We start from the raw sequence: 17,513 nt of genomic DNA on the forward strand, positions 1-17,513 counted from the left end.
TCCCCCATTTAGAACGATGCCCCCCAGAAACAACAACGCCCCGTCTAGACGGGGCGTTGTATGTTCAGGCGCCGATTACTTCTTGGCGGCTGGTGCTGCAGGTGCTTCTGCTTTAGCTGGATCCTTGATGGCCAGCAGCTCCAGGTCGAATACCAGCACGGAGTTGGCTGGGATCGCTGGGCTTGGGCTTTGTGCGCCGTAGGCCAGGTCCGAAGGGATGTACAGCTCGACCTTCTCGCCGACGTGCATCAGTTGCAGGCCTTCGACCCAACCTGGGATCACGCCGCTGACCGGCAGGTCAATCGGGCTACCGCGATCCACGGAGCTGTCAAAGGTGGTGCCGTTGGTGAGTTTGCCGGTGTAGTGCACAGTCACCACGTCAGTCGGCTTAGGCTGTGCGCCATCGGCTTTCTTGATGATCTTGTACTGCAGACCGGAAGCGGTGGTGACGACGCCGTCTTTCTTGGCGTTGTCTTCGAGGAATTTCTTGCCGGCGGCTGCCGACTCTTCGCTCATCTTGGTCATGCGTTCTTCAGCACGCTTTTGCAGTGCGGCAAACGCTTCAACCAGCTCGTCGTCTTTGAGCTTCTGCTCTTTTTTGCCGACAGCATCTTCGATGCCTTGGGCTACTGCTTTGGAATCCAGGTCATCCATGCCTTCTTGGGCAAGGCTTTTGCCCATGTTCAGGCCGATGCCGTAGGAAGCTTTCTGCGCCGGGGTTTTCAGCTCTACGCTGGTCTGCGAATCACAACCCGCAAGTACCAGGCTAACCAGGGCCACCGCCGCCGCCAACCGATGCTGTTTCATGCTATTTCCTTGTTCATGCGCCAATAGGGCATTCGAATAAAGTCGCGAGCTTATCAGGCGGCCACGACCAATGGCTACCGGCATGTGAGCAGGAAACTTCTGATAAGTTCACGTGTTTAAAAGCATTTTCATTCATGATGGGGGCCCGCGAAGGATCGTGGGGCCGCCTGCTACCAGGCTCATGGCCACTTGCCGCCCTTGTGGCGTAGTGGCATAACAACGCGACACCTCGACAAGGCCGAGACAAGGATAGCCATCTTGCGCATTTTTTCCCGTGTTTTACTCCTGATATTAATAGCACTGGGCCTGATCCTGGCCGTGGTGCTTTATTACACCATCAACCCCAAGCTGCCGGACTATGTGCCCGTGGAGCAGGTGCACTACCAGGAACAATGGAGTGCCGCCGACCGCCAGACCTACTACTTCACGCCCCAGGGCACCCAGGTAAAAGGCCTGCACTACGACTGGTTCACTGCCCTGGAATTGCCGTTTTCCGAGCAGCGCTTTGCCACGCCAGCGTATTTGGCCCGCTTCGGTTTCCTGGTCGACCCCAAGCAACTGCCCACGGCGCAAAACCCCGGCAACCTGCCCGTGGGTTTCGCCCGGCACAAAAACGCCGGCAGCAACGTCGAGTACCTGGATATCACCTGCGCCGCCTGCCACACCGGCGAACTGCATTACAAAAACCAAGCCCTGCGGATCGACGGCGGTTCCGCCCAGCACGTGCTGCCCTCCAGCGTGCCGACCTTGCGCGGCGGCAGTTTCGGCCAGGCCCTGGTCGCGAGCCTGGCGGCCACCTATTACAACCCATGGAAGTTCGAACGCTTTGCCCGCCAGGTGCTGAAAGATCGCTACGACGCCGAGCACAAACAACTGCGCCAAGACTTCAAGCAGTCGCTGAACAAATTCCTCAAGGTGGCCTGGAACGATACCCACCGTGGCCTCTACCCCACTGAAGAAGGTCCCGGCCGCACGGACGCCTTTGGCCGCATTGCCAACGCCAGCTTTGGCGACGCCATTTCTCCCGACAACTATCGCGTCGCCAATGCGCCGGTGGACTACCCGCAGTTGTGGGATATCTGGACCTTCGACTGGGTGCAATGGAACGGCTCGGCCCAACAGCCCATGGCACGCAACATCGGCGAAGCGCTGGGTGTCGGCGCGACCCTGACCTTTTTCGACGACGCCGGCCAACCGCTCCAGGGCGATGCGCGCTACCCTTCCAGCGTAAGGGTGCGCGACCTCAACCTGATCGAAGAAACCCTGCAACGCCTCAAGGCCCCGACCTGGCCCGAGAATCTGTTCGGCACCATTGATAAGCCGCTCGCCGCCCAAGGCCGCGCACTGTTCGCCGAAAACTGCGCCGGCTGCCATGTGCCCAGCGTTACCCAGGAAAACGGCCGTCCTGTGCAACAGCTGAAAATGCTGCCAGTGGCCTACATCGGCACCGACCCCGGCACTGCCAGCAACATCGCCGATCAGCGCTACGACCTCAGCGCCCTGCAATGGGACCTGGCGGAACTGGCCAAACTCAACGTCGAACTGCACCCCACGCCGACCGAGCCACTGGACCTGAAAAAAATGTCCGTGGCCAAGGGCCTCGCCTACGTCACCGCTTTCGTCGAAGAACATGCCTACCGCGCCGCCGGCGTGACCCCGGACGAGCGCCCGCGCCTGGACGGCTACGGCCTGCCCATTGGCGTGCGTGAACTGCGAGCTTATAAGGCGCGGCCATTGGCAGGCGTCTGGGCGACACCGCCGTTCCTGCATAACGGTTCGGTGCCGACGATCTATCAGTTGCTCTCGCCCCAGGACGAGCGCAGCACCACCTTCTATAAAGGCACCTTCAACTACGACCCGCGCCACCTCGGCTTTGAGACCGGTGCGTTCAAGAATGCCTTTCTGTTCGACACCAAAATCACCGGCAACCACAACAGCGGTCACGAATTCCGTGCCGGCAGTCGTGGCAATGGCGTGATCGGCCGTGGCCTGCTACCGCAGGAACGCTGGGCGCTGCTGGAATACCTCAAAGTACTGGGCGGCCCGCTGGAGCAACAACTGCCATGATGATTCGATCCCCCTACGACCGACCTTCCCTGCTCGCCCGCCTATGGCTGCGCATCGGCGCGTTTCTGGGCAAGACCCTGCTGTGGCTGGTGGGCCTCGGCCTGCTCGGCTGGCTGGCCGCTACCGCCTGGTACGCCTGGCAACACAGCGGCCCGGTGTCGCCGAATGAGCAGATTCCGCCGGGCGAAGCAGCGATGACCCAAGGCATTATCCAGACGGCCGTGCGCATCGTTGACCAGCACCGCGAAGGCACGCGCTACCTGCGCGATGCCCATGCCAAGGCCCATGGTTGCGTCAAGGCCGAAGTCAGCGTGTTGGCCGATCTCGACCCGGCGCTGCGCCAGGGCGTGTTCGCCGAGCCGGGCAAGACCTGGCAGGCGATGATGCGACTGTCCAACGGCAACGCCTACCCACAGTTCGACAGCATCCGGGATGCGCGGGGCATGGCACTCAAGCTGCTGGACGTGCCGGGCAAACAACTGCTGGCCGATCAACAGGCACGCACGGAACAGGACTTCGTGATGTTCAGCCACCCGAACTTCTTTGTCAGCGATGTAGCGGAGTATGCGCAGAACATCGGCGCACAAGCGGACGGCAAGAAAGTCCTGGCGTTCTTCCCCAAGGCAGACCCGCGGACCTGGCAGGTGCGCCACCTGTTTATCGCCCTGGCGACCCTGGCCCCCGCACCGGCCAGCCCGACGCAAACGACGTACTTTTCGGTCTCGCCCTACAAGTTCGGGGCGGCCAACGCCAAGTTCCGCGTCGCGCCCGACCCGCTCAGCTGCCCGGAATATCAACTGCCCAAGCAAAACCAGGACTTGCCGAACTTCCTGCGCAGCGCCTTGAGCCAGCAGTTGTCCACCGACCGCATACCTGCGTGTTTCGTGCTGCAGATCCAGCGGCAGAACCCGCAGACTTTCATGCCCATCGAAGACACCAGCATCGAATGGAAGGAGAGCGATGCGCCCTATGAAACGGTGGCCAAGGTGCGCATCCCGGCGCAGGATTTCGATACACCCGAGCAGAACCTGGCGTGCGACAACCAATCGTTCAACCCCTGGTTTGGTGTAGCGGAACACCGCCCTATCGGCGGTATCAACCGCTTGCGCAAGGCGGTGTACGAAGCGGTCAGCGATTACCGCCACAGCCGCAACGCCCCGTAAAGAATGCATAACATCAGGCCCGACGGCGTAAGGATTGCGTCGGGTCTATTGAGCCCTTATCACCCCTGCCTCTACCGTGAGCACCTACCCCATCACCCGTAGGAAGTCACCGTGGAAAGCTCAACCCTCGGCATGATCGTACTCACCCTGATCGCCGTGTTCGGCACCGCTTCTTTTTGCTTCGAACACTTGGCGACGCGCCAGACCAAAAAGAAAAATACCGGCCAGCACTGACACTCAGTCAGCGAGTCCAGCCTCTGCGGTACGTGCCTGCAACCATTGACGAAAACTGCGCACCGCCGCGGGCGGATTGCGATGATGCGGCTGCATCAGGTGCAGGCGGCCGCGACTGTGCATGCTGTGGGGCAAGGCCATTTGCAGGCGTCCGGACTCAAGGTCAGTCTCCAGCAAGCGCTTCCACCCCAGGGCGACGCCGTGCCCCATCACCGCCGATTGCATCAACAATTGATAGCTGTTGGTGCGCAACGCATGGCGCGGAGAGTAGTAGTCGGCACCGGCGTCGGCGAACCAGTCGGCCCAGGTCAGCCAATCGTGGTGGTGGTCCTCGACGATCAGCAAGGTGTGAGCGTGCAACAAGTGGTGCAGGTCGCGAATTGGGCCGTGGCGCTCAAGGTAGCCGGGACTGCACACGGTGATGACCTGCTCGCTGTCGAACACCGGTGACAGCTCAAGGCCGTGGGGCGCGGCCAGTTCATCCAAGTGATAGAACAAACCAAGGTCATATTCGCTGACATCCAAGTGGCTGGGGCTTTCGCTGCACAGGATGCGGATATCCAGGTCCGGATGGTCGCGCTGGAACTGCGGCAACAGGCCGGCAAGCCAGATAGAACTGATGGTGGGCGTGCTGGCCAGGGTCAACTGGCGATCGGCACCACGCCTGCGCAACTCGGCGGACTCGCGATCAAGCTCACGCAACAGGCGTTGGACGGTACGGAAGTAACGTACCCCGGCAGGGGTCAGGCTCAAGCCTTGGGCCAGCCGATAAAACAGCGGACGGGCCAAGTCTTCTTCGAGGCGTTTGACCTGGCGGCTAACCGCGCTTTGGGTCAGGTTCAGTTCATGGGCCGCCTGGGTAAAGCTCAAATGGCGTGCGGCCGCTTCGAACGTCTGCAGGCAGTTGAGGGGCGGAAGATCGACATTTCGGCGCGACATGAGCAAGTCCATTGGCAATGACGGGCCCAGGTTACCCCAGGCCCGCAGAGATCACGTTGACAGGCATCCTGCCACTTGCCTGCTTACAGTGCGACCCTGGCCACGCGCTTACTCCATTGTCGACGATGTTCCAGTTGGCCATTTTCCCAGGCGGTCTGCTCCGCTTCGATGTAGAACCACTCGGCATCGGCGTGCACGCTCAAGTGGCTTTCCACCTCCACGGCCCACTGGTCGCGGCCGACACAGTAGTGCCATTCGATGTCGGCCCGCGTCGACAGCGGATCCCAGGGCAAGGTGCGGTATTGCTCGGTGCAACGCTGGTCCACTGACAAGCCATGGTCGGTAAAACGCACCGAACCCAGGTCGTCTTCAATCTTCACACAGACTTCGCCACTGCCCACGTCTTCGATCAGTGTGCGTTTCGGCGCGGCACCGCGTAAGACTTCCATCGCTACCGGTGTAGCCGACTGCGGCGCTTCGAACGGGCACTCCACCGCCTCGCCTGTAAACACCGGCAGTTGCAGGCTTTGCAAGCCTGGCAGCAACGTCAAAGTGGTCAGCTCGCGGCTCGGCCACAGCAACGGGAAACTCGCCGTGCTGAGCGCCAGGCGCAAACGGTAGCCGGCAGGCAGGCGCATGCCGATGTGGTCGAGGTTCAACTGCACATCCATCGGTTGACCTGGGACGACAGGCGTTACCTGGGAAAAGTCCTCACGCAGTGTGAGATTAAGCACGCCGTAGCTGATTTGCGTGACCTGCCCATCCGGCGCTATCGCATTCAGCCTGGCGACCAATTGACCACAGGATGTGTCACTTGCCAGACGTAACTTAAGCCGTGCATCGCCGAGCAACGACAGCGGCTCGGTCAGCGGCTGCGAGTCGAAGCACAGCGACTGGGCGTCATCGCGACGTTGATCCGTCGGGCCATCGGGGCCAAACCAGATAGCGCAGTACTCGCCCTGGTGCAGGCCGGTGGTCAGCGGCGAACAAATGCTGCGCGGCGCCGCCAAAGGTTGTGCACCCGTACTCAGGCCATGTTCACCCAGGCTGAAATCCGTCCATTGCACTTGCGAGTCGGGCCAGCCCGCCGTCTGCACCCAGATCCCCGGCCGCTCGGCATAACTGCCCTTCGGCGGCAGAATATCCTGTAAGTAAAAGGTGCAGGATGCGTCATCCATCACCCCGTTATCGATGCCCTTGAGCCAGTGATCCCACCAGCGCTTGGCTTCTTGCAGGAAGCCGATGGCCGGGTTGGGCACGGCAAAATGCGGGTACTTGTGAATCCACGGTCCGATCATGGCCTTCTTCGGGCCGGGCAGGTTTTGCATCAGGCGCGAAACGGTGTTGCGATAGGCATCGCCCCAGCCGCCCACCGCATACACGGCCGCCTTGATCTTCGCGTAGTCCTCGCACACCGAGCCGTGGCGCCAGTAGTCATCGCGGGTCTGGTGTTGCAGCCAGGTTTCGGCGAGCAGCGGCATGGCGTCCAGGCGTTGGTGCCAGAGGTCTTTCCAGTCGTCGCCGACCAGCAAGGGATCAGGCACCGCTGCGCTGAAGTTGAGCATGGTGGCGGCCCAGCCGAAGTTTTCCATCAACAGGTTGCCGCCCTTGTAGTGGATGTCGTCGGCATAACGGTCATCGGTGGAGCACAAGGTGATGATCGCCTTCAATGCCTCGGGCTGGCGCGCCGCGACTTGCAGGCCATTGAAGCCGCCCCAGGAGATGCCCATCATGCCGACATTGCCGTCGCACCAGGGTTGCCGGCACAGCCAGTCGATCACTTCAAGGGCGTCTTCCTGTTCCTGCAGCAGGTACTCATCGGCCATCAAGCCTTGGGACTCACCGTTGCCGCGCATATCCACCCGCACACACACATAGCCCTGCCCCGCCATCCACGGGTGGGTCAGCGCATCGCGCACGGCGGTGCCGTCGCGCTTGCGGTACGGCAGGTATTCCAGGATCGCCGGAAAGGTCTGCAGGCCGGCGACTTCCGGCAACCAGATGCGTGCGGCCAGCTGGGTGCCGTCCTTCAAGGGGATCAGGCAGTGCTCGATTTCGCGCACGGTGTAAGCAAATTCAGTGACGATTTCCATCAGTAACTCCAACAGCGGTTCAATCGATCAGCGGGCGAAATCCGGCGCCGGGCTGGCGCTGTGCAGTTCCGTTGCGGGGGTCCGCTGATGGCGTTTCACATCCAGCAATGCGGGATTTTTCAACCAGAAGATCAGTGAGGTGCTGGCCAGCAACACCAGGAGCATCCCCGGCAGACCGCCGAGGTTGGAGAGCATCTTCACCCCGTCGATGCCGACGAATGAGACCATCACCCACGATACCGAGCCGATGATCACGCCCCAGACGATCTTCAACGCTGGGTTGCCATCCAGGTCGGAATCGGCGGTCACGCCTTTGCTGCACAGGTTGGCGATCACATCGGTGCTGGAGTCGGCGGCGGTGACAAAGGAGATGAACGCCACGAACAGCAGGAACGCGATCATCAGACCGCTGGCCGGCAACTGCTGGAACATCTGGTACAGCACGTGTTCCACGCCCTGCTCGTTCAGCACACGGTTGAGGCTGCCGTCGCCCAGCGCATCGAAGTACAGACTGGTGCCGGAAAAGATGCAGATCCACACCGCCGTGAACAACGCCGGGTAGAGCATGTTGATGTGGATGAATTCACGCACCGTGTAGCCACGCCCGATCTTGCCGAGGAACAACGCACTGACCGGCGCCCAGGCAAACCACACCGACCAGTAGAACACCGTCCAACTGTGTGGCCAGGTGTCGCCACTGGCGGCGCCAGTGAACAGGCTGCGGCTGAAGAAGGTGTCGAGGTACACGCCGAGGGACTCGACGCCAAGGCTGAACATGTACAGGGTCGGCCCGCACAACAGCACGAACAGCCCCAGGGCGAGCATGATCCAAGTATTGAACGAGGACAGCATCACGATCCCTTTCTGCAGGCCGCTGGCGGCCGAGGCGACAAAGGTAATAACGATGATCGCGATGATGATAGCCAGGCGCAACGGTGTGGTTTCACCGCCGATGTACTGAGCCAGGCCCCCGGCCAAGGTCAGCGCGCCGGTACCCAGGGACGAGGCCATGCCGGCCACCAGGGCGAACATCGCCAGGGTGTCGATCAGCCCTGCATAGCGCTTGACCCGCGCTTCACCGAGCAACGGTTCAAGCATGGCGCCGATGGAGAAATTGCTGCGTCGGTTGTAGAACGCCAACGCAAACACCAGCGAGGGCACCAGGTAGATGGCGTAGGGGGTGATGGTCCAGTGCAGGAACATCGTCGACATGGCAAAGGTCTTCGCCGCCGAACTACCCGCCTCGATCGGCAGGCTGGTGGGCGGGCCATACAGATGATAGAGCGGTTCGGCCGTGGTCCAGAACAGCACGCCCACCGCGAGGGTGGTGCACAGCGCCACCATGAACCAGCGCCACTTGCTCAGCAACGGCTGGGCGTCTTCGCCGCCGATTCGCACCTTGCCCAGCGCGGAGAAGTAGACGATCGCGGTCAGCACCACCATGGCAAACGAGCCGGCACTGAACAGCCATGAGAAGTTTTTCAGGATCAGGTTGTTGAGCTGTTTACTGACCGCAAGGAATGCATTCAGGTCGATGTAGCTGGCGATCACCGCCGCCAGCAGGATCAGGAACGTTGGCCAGAACACCAACGGACGCAGTGGATATTTCATAGAGAGCCGTTCCCCTTGCAGACTATTTTTATGTTGGAGAGCGAGCCCCCGCAGCATCCTGCTGCCGGTCACTCGCCTGGAAGTCTTCGCGTGGCTATAGATAAACGGTTAAGCGGCCGAGGGCGCAATCAACCAATGTGCATGGGGGTATTCCCCCACGTCATGGCGCACCCACACAGTTCAGGGCGAATAGGCAGTGCACAATGGCAGAGCGCGGAGAGGATAAAACGCAGACGAAAAAAAGCCCGCTCGATGAGCGGGCTTCTTATGGTGACCTGGCGTTCAGTGTTCCAGGTTACCGAATATGGCGCAGCGGACGGGACTCGAACCCGCGACCCCCGGCGTGACAGGCCGGTATTCTAACCGACTGAACTACCGCTGCGCGTAACACTTGAAGCGAATGGTGGGTGATGACGGGATCGAACCGCCGACATTCTGCTTGTAAGGCAGACGCTCTCCCAGCTGAGCTAATCACCCTTCACTTTCGGTGTGGGCGGCATCATACACCAAAAATCCGCAATGTCTTGATTTAAATGCAATTTATTTGAAATATTTTCTCAGCTACGAGAAACCCCAGCAAAAACGGGCTTCTACGTCGTCAAATGCGAGTCTGTTGCGCTTACCCGCTGCCTGGCCGCCCTATGAGATACCATTCTCGATAATGCTTGAGCCACGCCGATTCTGTGGATGAACCGCGCACCTTCAGGGTGACTACACGCGGGGATGTCTAATCGCCCAATAAAAACGCCGCCGGTCATCGGAAATGATCGGCGGCGTTTTTTGGCTTTTTGCAAACCCCAGACAGCAAAAAGCCCGCTCATTGAGCGGGCTTCTTGTGGTGACCTGGCGTTCAGTGTTCCAGGTTACCGAATATGGCGCAGCGGACGGGACTCGAACCCGCGACCCCCGGCGTGACAGGCCGGTATTCTAACCGACTGAACTACCGCTGCGCGTAACACATGAAGCGAATGGTGGGTGATGACGGGATCGAACCGCCGACATTCTGCTTGTAAGGCAGACGCTCTCCCAGCTGAGCTAATCACCCTTCGTTTCGGTGTGGCGCGCATTCTACGGAGCGACCTTAAGTCTGGCAAGCACTTTCTGAAATCTTTTTTTTGATAGCTTCCAATGGCTTAGGCAGGGTTGGCCTGGGACGTTATCAAGAGAATAATGCCCCCCTTTGTATAAAGGAGAGACTCACCCCATGTGGTTCAAGAACCTGCTTATCTATCGCCTGACCCAAGATCTGCCTGTTGATGCCGAGGCGTTGGAAGCGGCCATGGCCACCAAACTGGCGCGCCCTTGCGCAAGCCAGGAATTGACCACTTATGGTTTCGTCGCGCCGTTTGGTAAAGGTGAAGACGCTCCCCTGGTTCACGTCAGCGGCGACTTCCTGCTGATCGCCGCGCGCAAGGAAGAACGTATCCTGCCGGGCAGCGTGGTGCGTGATGCACTCAAGGAAAAGGTCGAAGAGATCGAAGCCGAGCAGATGCGCAAGGTCTATAAAAAGGAACGCGACCAGATCAAGGATGAAATCATCCAGGCCTTCCTGCCACGCGCCTTTATCCGTCGCTCGTCGACCTTCGCCGCCATTGCGCCGAAACAGGGCCTGATCCTGGTCAACTCGGCCAGCCCGAAACGCGCCGAAGACCTGCTGTCGACCCTGCGTGAAGTGATCGGCACCCTGCCGGTTCGTCCACTCACGGTTAAAACCGCGCCAACCGCGATCATGACCGATTGGGTCACCACCCAAAAGCCGGCCGATGACTTCTTCGTCCTTGACGAATGCGAGCTGCGTGACACCCACGAAGACGGCGGGATCGTGCGCTGCAAGCGCCAGGACCTGACCGGCGAAGAGATCCAACTCCACCTGACCACCGGCAAAGTCGTGACCCAACTGTCCCTGGCCTGGCAGGACAAGCTGTCCTTCATGCTCGACGACAAGATGACCGTCAAGCGCCTGAAGTTCGAAGACCTGCTGCAGGACCAGGCGGAACAGGACGGCGGCGACGAAGCCCTGGGCCAACTGGATGCGAGTTTTACCCTGATGATGCTGACGTTTGGGGACTTCATCCCCGCGCTGGTCGAAGCACTCGGCGGTGAAGAGACCCCACAGGGCATCTAACGCCTTGTGAAGATCAAACTGTGGGAGCGGGCTTGCTCGCGAATGCGGTGGATCAGTCAACATATTCAGCGACTGACACACCGCATTCGCGAGCAAGCCAGCTCCCACATTTGATTGGGTTCCCAGGCAGACATCAGCATTACCGAACCTAACTGACAACAAGGACACCCCCATGCGCGCACTCGCCGCCTTGAGCCGCTTCGTCGGTAATACCTTCGCCTACTGGGTGTTGGTTTTCGCCGTCGTCGCCTTCTTCGAACCCAGCTGGTTCATCGGCCTGAAAAGCGCCATCGTTCCGTTGCTGGGCCTGGTGATGTTCGGCATGGGGCTGACCCTCAAGATTGATGACTTCGCCGAAGTCGCCCGCCATCCGTGGCGCGTGGCCTTGGGCGTGGTCGCGCACTTTGTCATCATGCCCGGCATGGCCTGGTTGCTGTGCCAGGCCTTCCACCTGCCGCCGGAAATCGCCGTCGGCGTGATCCTGGTCGGTTGCTGCCCGAGCGGGACTTCGTCCAACGTGATGACTTGGTTGGCCCGTGGCGACCTGGCGTTGTCGGTCGCCATCGCCGCCGTCACCACCCTCCTCGCCCCGCTCCTCACCCCGGCGCTGATCTGGCTGCTGGCGTCGGCCTGGCTGCCGGTGTCGTTCATGGAGTTGTTCTGGTCGATCCTGCAAGTGGTGCTGCTGCCGATCGTGCTCGGTGTACTGGCGCAACGCGTGCTCGGTGAGCGGGTGCGCCATGCAGTGGATGTGTTGCCGCTGGTGTCGGTGGTGAGCATTGTGATCATCGTCGCGGCGGTGGTTGCGGCGAGTCAGGCGAAGATTGCCGAGTCGGGCCTGTTGATCATGGCGGTGGTGATGTTGCACAACAGCTTCGGTTACCTGCTGGGTTACTTCACCGGCCGCGTGTTCCAGTTGCCTCTGGCACAGCGCAAGTCGCTGGCGCTCGAAGTCGGCATGCAGAACTCAGGACTGGGCGCCGCCTTGGCCAGCGCCCATTTTTCGCCATTGGCGGCGGTGCCGAGTGCACTGTTCAGCGTCTGGCACAATATTTCCGGGGCGTTGCTGTCCACCTACTTCCGCCGCATGAGCGAAAAGGAAGACCGCCGCGTGCTGGAGAACACCCCGCAAACTTGATCAGCCGAGCACTTTTCGGCACTCTACCGAGCTTCGCGGGGACGACCCCGCGACGCTTCCAGCGCCTAATCCGGGGACGACCCCACCTAACGTTAGGAGGTCATCATGTCCTGGATCATTCTGTTTTTCGCGGGTCTGTTTGAAGTCGGCTGGGCCGTCGGCCTGAAGTACACCGACGGTTTCAGCAAACCGCTGCCGACTGCGTTGACGATTGCCGCCATGGCCGTCAGCCTCGGCCTGCTGGGCCTGGCCATGAAAGAATTGCCGCTGGGTACGGCCTACGCCATCTGGACCGGCGTGGGTGCCGTGGGCACCGTGATTGCCGGGATCATCCTGTTTGGGGAGTCCATGGCGTTGTTCCGGTTGGCCAGCGTGGCGCTGATCATTTGCGGGCTCATTGGGCTCAAGATCAGCACCTGATCCATTACCGCTGTCGAACCGCCGCTCCCACACCAGACCGCGTTCGCTAGAACAACGCGGTCTGGTGTGGGAGCTGGCTTGCCTGCGAAGAGGCCAGTAACCCAGCCCACAACTACCTGATACTCCCCCGCAACACCCCCACCCGTTCCTGCAACTGCGCAGGCGTCGCGGCCTCTACCGCCACCGGCTCACCGGCCACCAACACCACCCGCGACCAGATGCGATGGAAGAAGCCCTTGTTCGGATCGCGGCTGAAGAAACTCCCCCACAACCCCTGCAACGCCATCGGAATCACCGGCACCGCCGTCTCTTCCAGAATCCGCGTCACACCACCGCGAAACTCGTTCATCTCGCCATCGGCGGTCAGCTTGCCCTCGGGAAAGATGCACACCAACTCGCCTTCCTTCAGGTACTGCGCAATGCGTGTGAAGGCCTTTTCGTAGATCTGGATATCTTCGTGACGGCCGGCAATCGGAATCGCCCCGGCGGTGCGGAAGATGAAATTCAGCACCGGCAAGCGGTAGATCTTGTAGTACATGACAAAGCGAATCGGCCGACGTACCGCGCCGCCGATCAGCAGTGCATCGACAAACGACACGTGGTTGCACACCAGTAACGCCGCGCCTTCATCCGGGATCGCCTCCAGGTTGCGATGCTCCACCCGGTACATGGAATGGCTGAGCAGCCAGATCATGAAACGCATGGTGAACTCGGGAACGATCTTGAAGATGTAGGTGTTGACCGCGATGTTGAGCAGCGACACCACCAGGAACAACTCGGGGATCGACAGCTTGGCCACGCTCAGCAACAGGATCGACACGATGGCCGAGACCACCATGAACAGTGCGTTGAGGATGTTGTTGGCCGCGATCACCCGCGCGCGCTCTTTCTCGGCGGTACGCGACTGGATCAGTGCGTACAGTGGCACGATATAGAAGCCGCCAAACACGCCCAGGCCAAGGATATCGAACAACACCCACCAGGCCTGGCCGTAGCTGAGCACGGCGAGCCAGTCGTTGGCCTGCACGTTCTGCGGGAAGCCGCCGGAGTGCCACCACAGCAGCAGGCCAAACACCGTCAGGCCGAATGAACCGAACGGCACCAGGCCGATTTCTACCTTACGCCCGGAGAGTTTTTCGCAGAGCATCGAGCCGAGCGCGATGCCCACCGAAAATACGGTGAGGATCAGCGTCACCACGGTTTCGTCACCGTACAACCATTCCTTGGCGTAGGCGGGAATTTGCGTGAGGTAGATCGCGCCTACAAACCAGAACCACGAGTTACCGACGATCGAACGCGAAACCGCGGGCGTCTGCCCCAGGCCCAAACGCAAGGTGGCCCAGGATTCGCTGAAAATGTTCCAGTTCAGACGCAACCCAGGGGTCGACGCCGCTGCCCTTGGGATACTGCGGCTGGCCAGATAGCCCAGCACCGCCACGCCGACGATCGCCACTGACACCACCGGCGCGTAATGGGTGGACGACATCATGATCCCGGCGCCAATGGTGCCGGCCAGGATCGCCAGGAACGTGCCCATCTCCACCAGGCCATTACCGCCCACCAATTCATCATCGTGCAAAGCCTGGGGCATGATCGAGTACTTCACCGGCCCGAACAGCGCCGAGTGGGTGCCCATGGCAAACAGCGCCAGCAGCATCATTTCCAAGTGGTTGGTGAGGAAGCCCGTCGCCCCCACGGCCATGATCACGATCTCGCCAATCTTGATCGCGCGAATCAAGGCGTCTTTGTTGAATTTCTCGCCAAACTGCCCGGCCAGCGCCGAGAACAGGAAGAACGGCAGGATAAACAGCAAGGCGCAGAGGTTGACCCAGATAGAGCGGTCACCGTCGATGGTGAGCTTGTAGAGAATGGCGAGGATCAGCGATTGCTTGAAGATGTTGTCATTGAACGCGCCCAGCAACTGGGTGATGAAAAACGGCAGGAAACGCCGTGTGCGCAGCAAAGTGAATTGCGAGGGGTGGCTCATCGTCCGTGTTCCTGCGTGGCCTGTTTTTTTGTAAAAGCATTCAGGCCACGACTTTACCTAATCCGGCTTACTTATTCGCTAGTCCTGCAATGCACGGCGAAACAAAAAGCTCACCTTTATAAGCACCCTGCACCGTGCGCTTGGCCACGATCAACCACATCAGCGCCAACGCGACCACCAGCACACTGCCGAATACGCTGAAGAAACCCAGGTGCAACAGGCTCGCCAGCTTCAACGTGGCCAGGGCGTAGACCCCCAACGGAAAGGTGAAGCCCCACCACCCCAGATTGAACGGAATACCAGCGCGCAGGTAACGCAGGGTGATCAATACCGCGATCAGCATCCACCACAGGCCGAAGCCCCACAGCGTAATCCCCGCGACCACGCCGAGACCGTTGGCCATCTCACCGACGCCCGGTAAACCATTGGCCGCGAAGATCGCCGGCGCATCGCCCCCCAGCAGCAACATACCCAAGGCACCGGTGCCGATGGGCCCCAACGCCAGCCAGCTCGACGCGGCCATATTGGCGTGAGGCAGCTTATGCAGGGCCATGCGCAACATCAGGATAGTGAGGATGCTGAACGCCACCGGCAGGGAAAACGCCCACAGCACGTAGCTGGTCACCAGCATCACCAGCTGTGAATGGGCGTCCGCCAAGTGCGGTGCCAGCAGCCCACCGCTGGCGGCGGCGACTTCGGCGGCCACCACGGGTAGCAGCCAGACAGCCGTCATCTGGTCGATGCTGTGTTCCTGGCGGGTGAACATCATGAACGGGATCAGCACGCCGCAGGCCAGGGCCATGGCGACATCCAGCCACCATAGCGCTTCAGCCAGGGGGATCACGTCGCTGCCCCACCGCGGCAGGCCGAACAACAGCAGGCCGTTGAGAATGGTCGCGAGCCCCATGGGGATGGTGCCGAAGAACATCGACACCGTGGAGTGCCCGAATATCCGCCGCGCCTCATCGAAAAACATCACCCAACGGGCCGCGTACAACACGCTGAACAGCACAAACAAGCCGATGGTGAAAAACCACAGCGCTTCGGCAATCGCGTGCAAGCCAGGCACATCGGCCGGCAATTGGGCCAAGGCCAGCGCCAGCACGCCGGTGCCCATGGTGGCAGCAAACCAGTTGGGGGTGAATTGGCGGATCACTTCCCGTGGACGGGTCAAGTGACTGAAGGGTTTGTAGCTGATGGTATTCGAGCAGGTCATGATGGCAATCCTCTTCCTCGCATGAGGTTGAGACCATGGTAGAACTTGATCGAATATCTATATAACGGGTAATATCTCTAACTGTTATCTACTTTACCAATATAGGGGTCAAACGCTGCCTTCGCTTTCGATCACCAGGATGCGCGCCGGGCCTTGGGGATGTGCCACGTGCTCGGTGCCGACACTGGCGTAGAAGATGTCGCCGACGGCCAGCTCCGCCACCTGCTCGAAGCCATTGTCGCGATAGTGCATCTGCACCCGGCCATCCAGCACCACAAACACTTCTTCGCCGTCATTGACGTGCCAGCGGTACGGCTGGTCGGTCCAGTGCAGGCGCGTGGTGATGCCGTTCATGTTGGCGATGTCCAGCGCCTCCCAGGCCCGGCTGCCGGTGAAGTCCTTGCTGCGGATGATCTTCATGCTTGAATCTCAATCAGGCGATGCGGAAGGCGATTATTACTCATCAGCCGCCTGTCGTCGCCCTGGCGCGCGCCGAATCCTGCCACAGCAGGCCGACCAGTGCGCCGAGGGCCAGCAGGATGAGTACCGCGCCGTAGCCGTCGGTGGTGACGATCAGACCAAAGCGGCGAATCAGGTTGCCCGCCAGCAAAGACGGCAGGCAGAACGCCAGGTAACTCAGCACATAGAACGCCGACATCAAACCCGCGCGCTCATGGGGCAAGGCCAGCGGCACCACACTGCGCAGGGCACCGAGGAAGCCCGCACCAAAACCGCTGCCGGCGATCAGGGTGGCGATGAAAAACAGCAGCACGCTGGCGCTGTGCACGGCCGTGAGGATCAGCGCCACACCGACTGCCAGCAAGCCGGCCCCCAGGCGCAGCACTTTGTCGGCTGGGCGATTGCGCAGCGTGAAGATCATCAATGCGCCGCTCACGGTCAACACCGCCACCAGGCCGCCACCGATCAGGTTGGAGGTCGAACCGGTGGCGGTTCGTACCAGTGACGGCGCCAGGGACAGGTAGAACCCGCCCATCGCCCACACCGCCACATCCACCGGCAGCGACAACCACAAGGCCCGGCGCGCTTGGGGCGGTACGTGCAAGGTCGGGCGCAGCGAAGCCAGTGCGCCAGGGATACGGCTGACGCTTTCCGGCAGGCGCCATACGTAAACGGCCTGCAGCAGCATCAGCACGAACAGCGTGCAGTAGATCAACTGGGTCGGCAGCGGCGCGAACTCCACCAGCAGACTGCTGCCCATCGCACCGCAGGCCATGCCCAGCAACGGCGCTACGCTGTTGACCAGTGGGCCTTGCTGGCGATCCGTGTCCAGCAGTGCCGCGCCCAGTACGGCAGTGGCCATGCCCGTAGCAAAGCCCTGCAGCGTACGTGCGGCAATCAACCAGGCCACGCTGCCTTCATTGATAAACAGCAGCATCGCCAGCATGTTCAAGATCAACGCGGTAAAAATCACCGGCTTGCGTCCCAGATGGTCCGACAGTGAGCCAACGGTCAGCAGTGCCACCAGGAGACTCAACGCATAGACGCCAAAGATCAGCGTGAGCATGCCTGCGGAAAAATGCAGGCCCTCCTGATACAGGTGATACAACGGCGTCGGCGCACTGGAGGCGGCGAGAAACGTCAGCAAGGTGATCGCGAGGAACACCAGGCTGGAACGCTGAGAAATCGGGTTGGACATACGCACACTCCGCTAAAGCTAATATTTTGCTTTTGTGCAGTGTGCTACCAGGCCAG

The 17,513-nt window shown here is 60.7% G+C and carries 14 protein-coding genes and 4 tRNA genes; 6 read left to right on the forward strand and 12 right to left on the reverse strand.

Annotation, left to right across the window (positions count from 1 at the left end; all coding sequences use genetic code 11):
* Positions 1-75: 75 nt before the first annotated feature.
* A complete protein-coding gene (locus tag AB4O08_RS03355; protein ID WP_010211620.1) occupies positions 76-807 on the reverse strand; it encodes an FKBP-type peptidyl-prolyl cis-trans isomerase in 732 nt (243 codons plus the stop codon).
* 258 nt (positions 808-1,065) lie between these two features.
* On the opposite strand from AB4O08_RS03355, the gene AB4O08_RS03360 reads away from it, so the two are divergent.
* From AB4O08_RS03360 to AB4O08_RS03370, 3 genes are all read left to right on the forward strand, one after another.
* Positions 1,066-2,874: a di-heme-cytochrome C peroxidase gene (locus AB4O08_RS03360; protein WP_042572438.1), complete on the forward strand. Its 1,809-nt coding sequence runs from the start codon at positions 1,066-1,068 to the stop codon at positions 2,872-2,874.
* Positions 2,871-4,037: a catalase family protein gene (locus AB4O08_RS03365; RefSeq protein WP_044286921.1), complete on the forward strand. Its 1,167-nt coding sequence runs from the start codon at positions 2,871-2,873 to the stop codon at positions 4,035-4,037. The genes AB4O08_RS03360 and AB4O08_RS03365 overlap by 4 nt, the downstream gene beginning before the upstream one ends.
* Positions 4,038-4,148: 111 nt before the next feature.
* Positions 4,149-4,271 carry a hypothetical protein gene (locus AB4O08_RS03370; protein WP_010211625.1) on the forward strand — a complete coding sequence of 41 codons (123 nt, stop codon included), beginning with the start codon at positions 4,149-4,151 and terminating at the stop codon, positions 4,269-4,271.
* Positions 4,272-4,274: 3 nt separating this feature from the next.
* Here the strand turns inward: AB4O08_RS03370 and AB4O08_RS03375 are convergent, their stop codons facing one another.
* From AB4O08_RS03375 to AB4O08_RS03405, 7 genes are all read right to left on the reverse strand, one after another.
* Complete coding sequence (locus AB4O08_RS03375; protein ID WP_010211627.1) at positions 4,275-5,210, reverse strand: LysR substrate-binding domain-containing protein; 936 nt, start codon at positions 5,208-5,210, stop codon at positions 4,275-4,277.
* Positions 5,211-5,293: 83 nt separating this feature from the next.
* Positions 5,294-7,303, reverse strand: a complete 2,010-nt coding sequence (locus AB4O08_RS03380; protein ID WP_252958886.1) for a CocE/NonD family hydrolase — start codon at positions 7,301-7,303, stop codon at positions 5,294-5,296.
* A gap of 27 nt (positions 7,304-7,330) precedes the next feature.
* Positions 7,331-8,914 (reverse strand): BCCT family transporter, encoded by a 1,584-nt coding sequence (locus AB4O08_RS03385; protein ID WP_021492114.1) that lies wholly within the window; start codon positions 8,912-8,914, stop codon positions 7,331-7,333.
* A gap of 305 nt (positions 8,915-9,219) precedes the next feature.
* Positions 9,220-9,296: transfer RNA gene (locus AB4O08_RS03390), tRNA-Asp, on the reverse strand.
* Between the two features lie 19 nt (positions 9,297-9,315).
* A tRNA-Val gene (locus AB4O08_RS03395) sits at positions 9,316-9,391 on the reverse strand.
* A 396-nt stretch (positions 9,392-9,787) separates the two neighbouring features.
* Positions 9,788-9,864 (reverse strand) — tRNA-Asp (locus AB4O08_RS03400).
* Positions 9,865-9,883: 19 nt separating this feature from the next.
* Positions 9,884-9,959, reverse strand: a tRNA-Val gene (locus AB4O08_RS03405).
* 159 nt (positions 9,960-10,118) lie between these two features.
* Here AB4O08_RS03405 and rdgC point away from each other — a divergent pair.
* The 3 genes from rdgC to sugE all read left to right on the forward strand — a co-directional run bounded on the left by rdgC (position 10,119) and on the right by sugE (position 12,597).
* A complete protein-coding gene (gene rdgC / locus AB4O08_RS03410; RefSeq protein ID WP_010211632.1) occupies positions 10,119-11,039 on the forward strand; it encodes a recombination-associated protein RdgC in 921 nt (306 codons plus the stop codon).
* A gap of 172 nt (positions 11,040-11,211) precedes the next feature.
* On the forward strand, positions 11,212-12,177 hold the full coding sequence (locus tag AB4O08_RS03415) for a bile acid:sodium symporter family protein (protein WP_044286919.1): 966 nt from the start codon (positions 11,212-11,214) through the stop codon (positions 12,175-12,177).
* Positions 12,178-12,282: 105 nt separating this feature from the next.
* Positions 12,283-12,597, forward strand: a complete 315-nt coding sequence (gene sugE / locus AB4O08_RS03420; protein WP_010211634.1) for a quaternary ammonium compound efflux SMR transporter SugE — start codon at positions 12,283-12,285, stop codon at positions 12,595-12,597.
* 112 nt (positions 12,598-12,709) lie between these two features.
* Here the strand turns inward: sugE and AB4O08_RS03425 are convergent, their stop codons facing one another.
* The 4 genes from AB4O08_RS03425 to AB4O08_RS03440 form a co-directional block, all read right to left on the reverse strand.
* The gene (locus tag AB4O08_RS03425) at positions 12,710-14,584 is read right to left on the reverse strand and encodes an MFS transporter (RefSeq protein ID WP_460114705.1); all 1,875 of its coding nucleotides are present in this window, start codon (positions 14,582-14,584) and stop codon (positions 12,710-12,712) included.
* Positions 14,585-14,651: 67 nt separating this feature from the next.
* Positions 14,652-15,800, reverse strand: a complete 1,149-nt coding sequence (locus tag AB4O08_RS03430; protein WP_198730110.1) for a TDT family transporter — start codon at positions 15,798-15,800, stop codon at positions 14,652-14,654.
* A gap of 108 nt (positions 15,801-15,908) precedes the next feature.
* Positions 15,909-16,220: a cupin domain-containing protein gene (locus tag AB4O08_RS03435; RefSeq protein ID WP_010211643.1), complete on the reverse strand. Its 312-nt coding sequence runs from the start codon at positions 16,218-16,220 to the stop codon at positions 15,909-15,911.
* A gap of 43 nt (positions 16,221-16,263) precedes the next feature.
* Positions 16,264-17,457 carry an MFS transporter gene (locus AB4O08_RS03440; RefSeq protein ID WP_010211645.1) on the reverse strand — a complete coding sequence of 398 codons (1,194 nt, stop codon included), beginning with the start codon at positions 17,455-17,457 and terminating at the stop codon, positions 16,264-16,266.
* Positions 17,458-17,513: the final 56 nt, after the last annotated feature.

Source organism: Pseudomonas sp. H3_E07 (assembly GCF_054668895.1).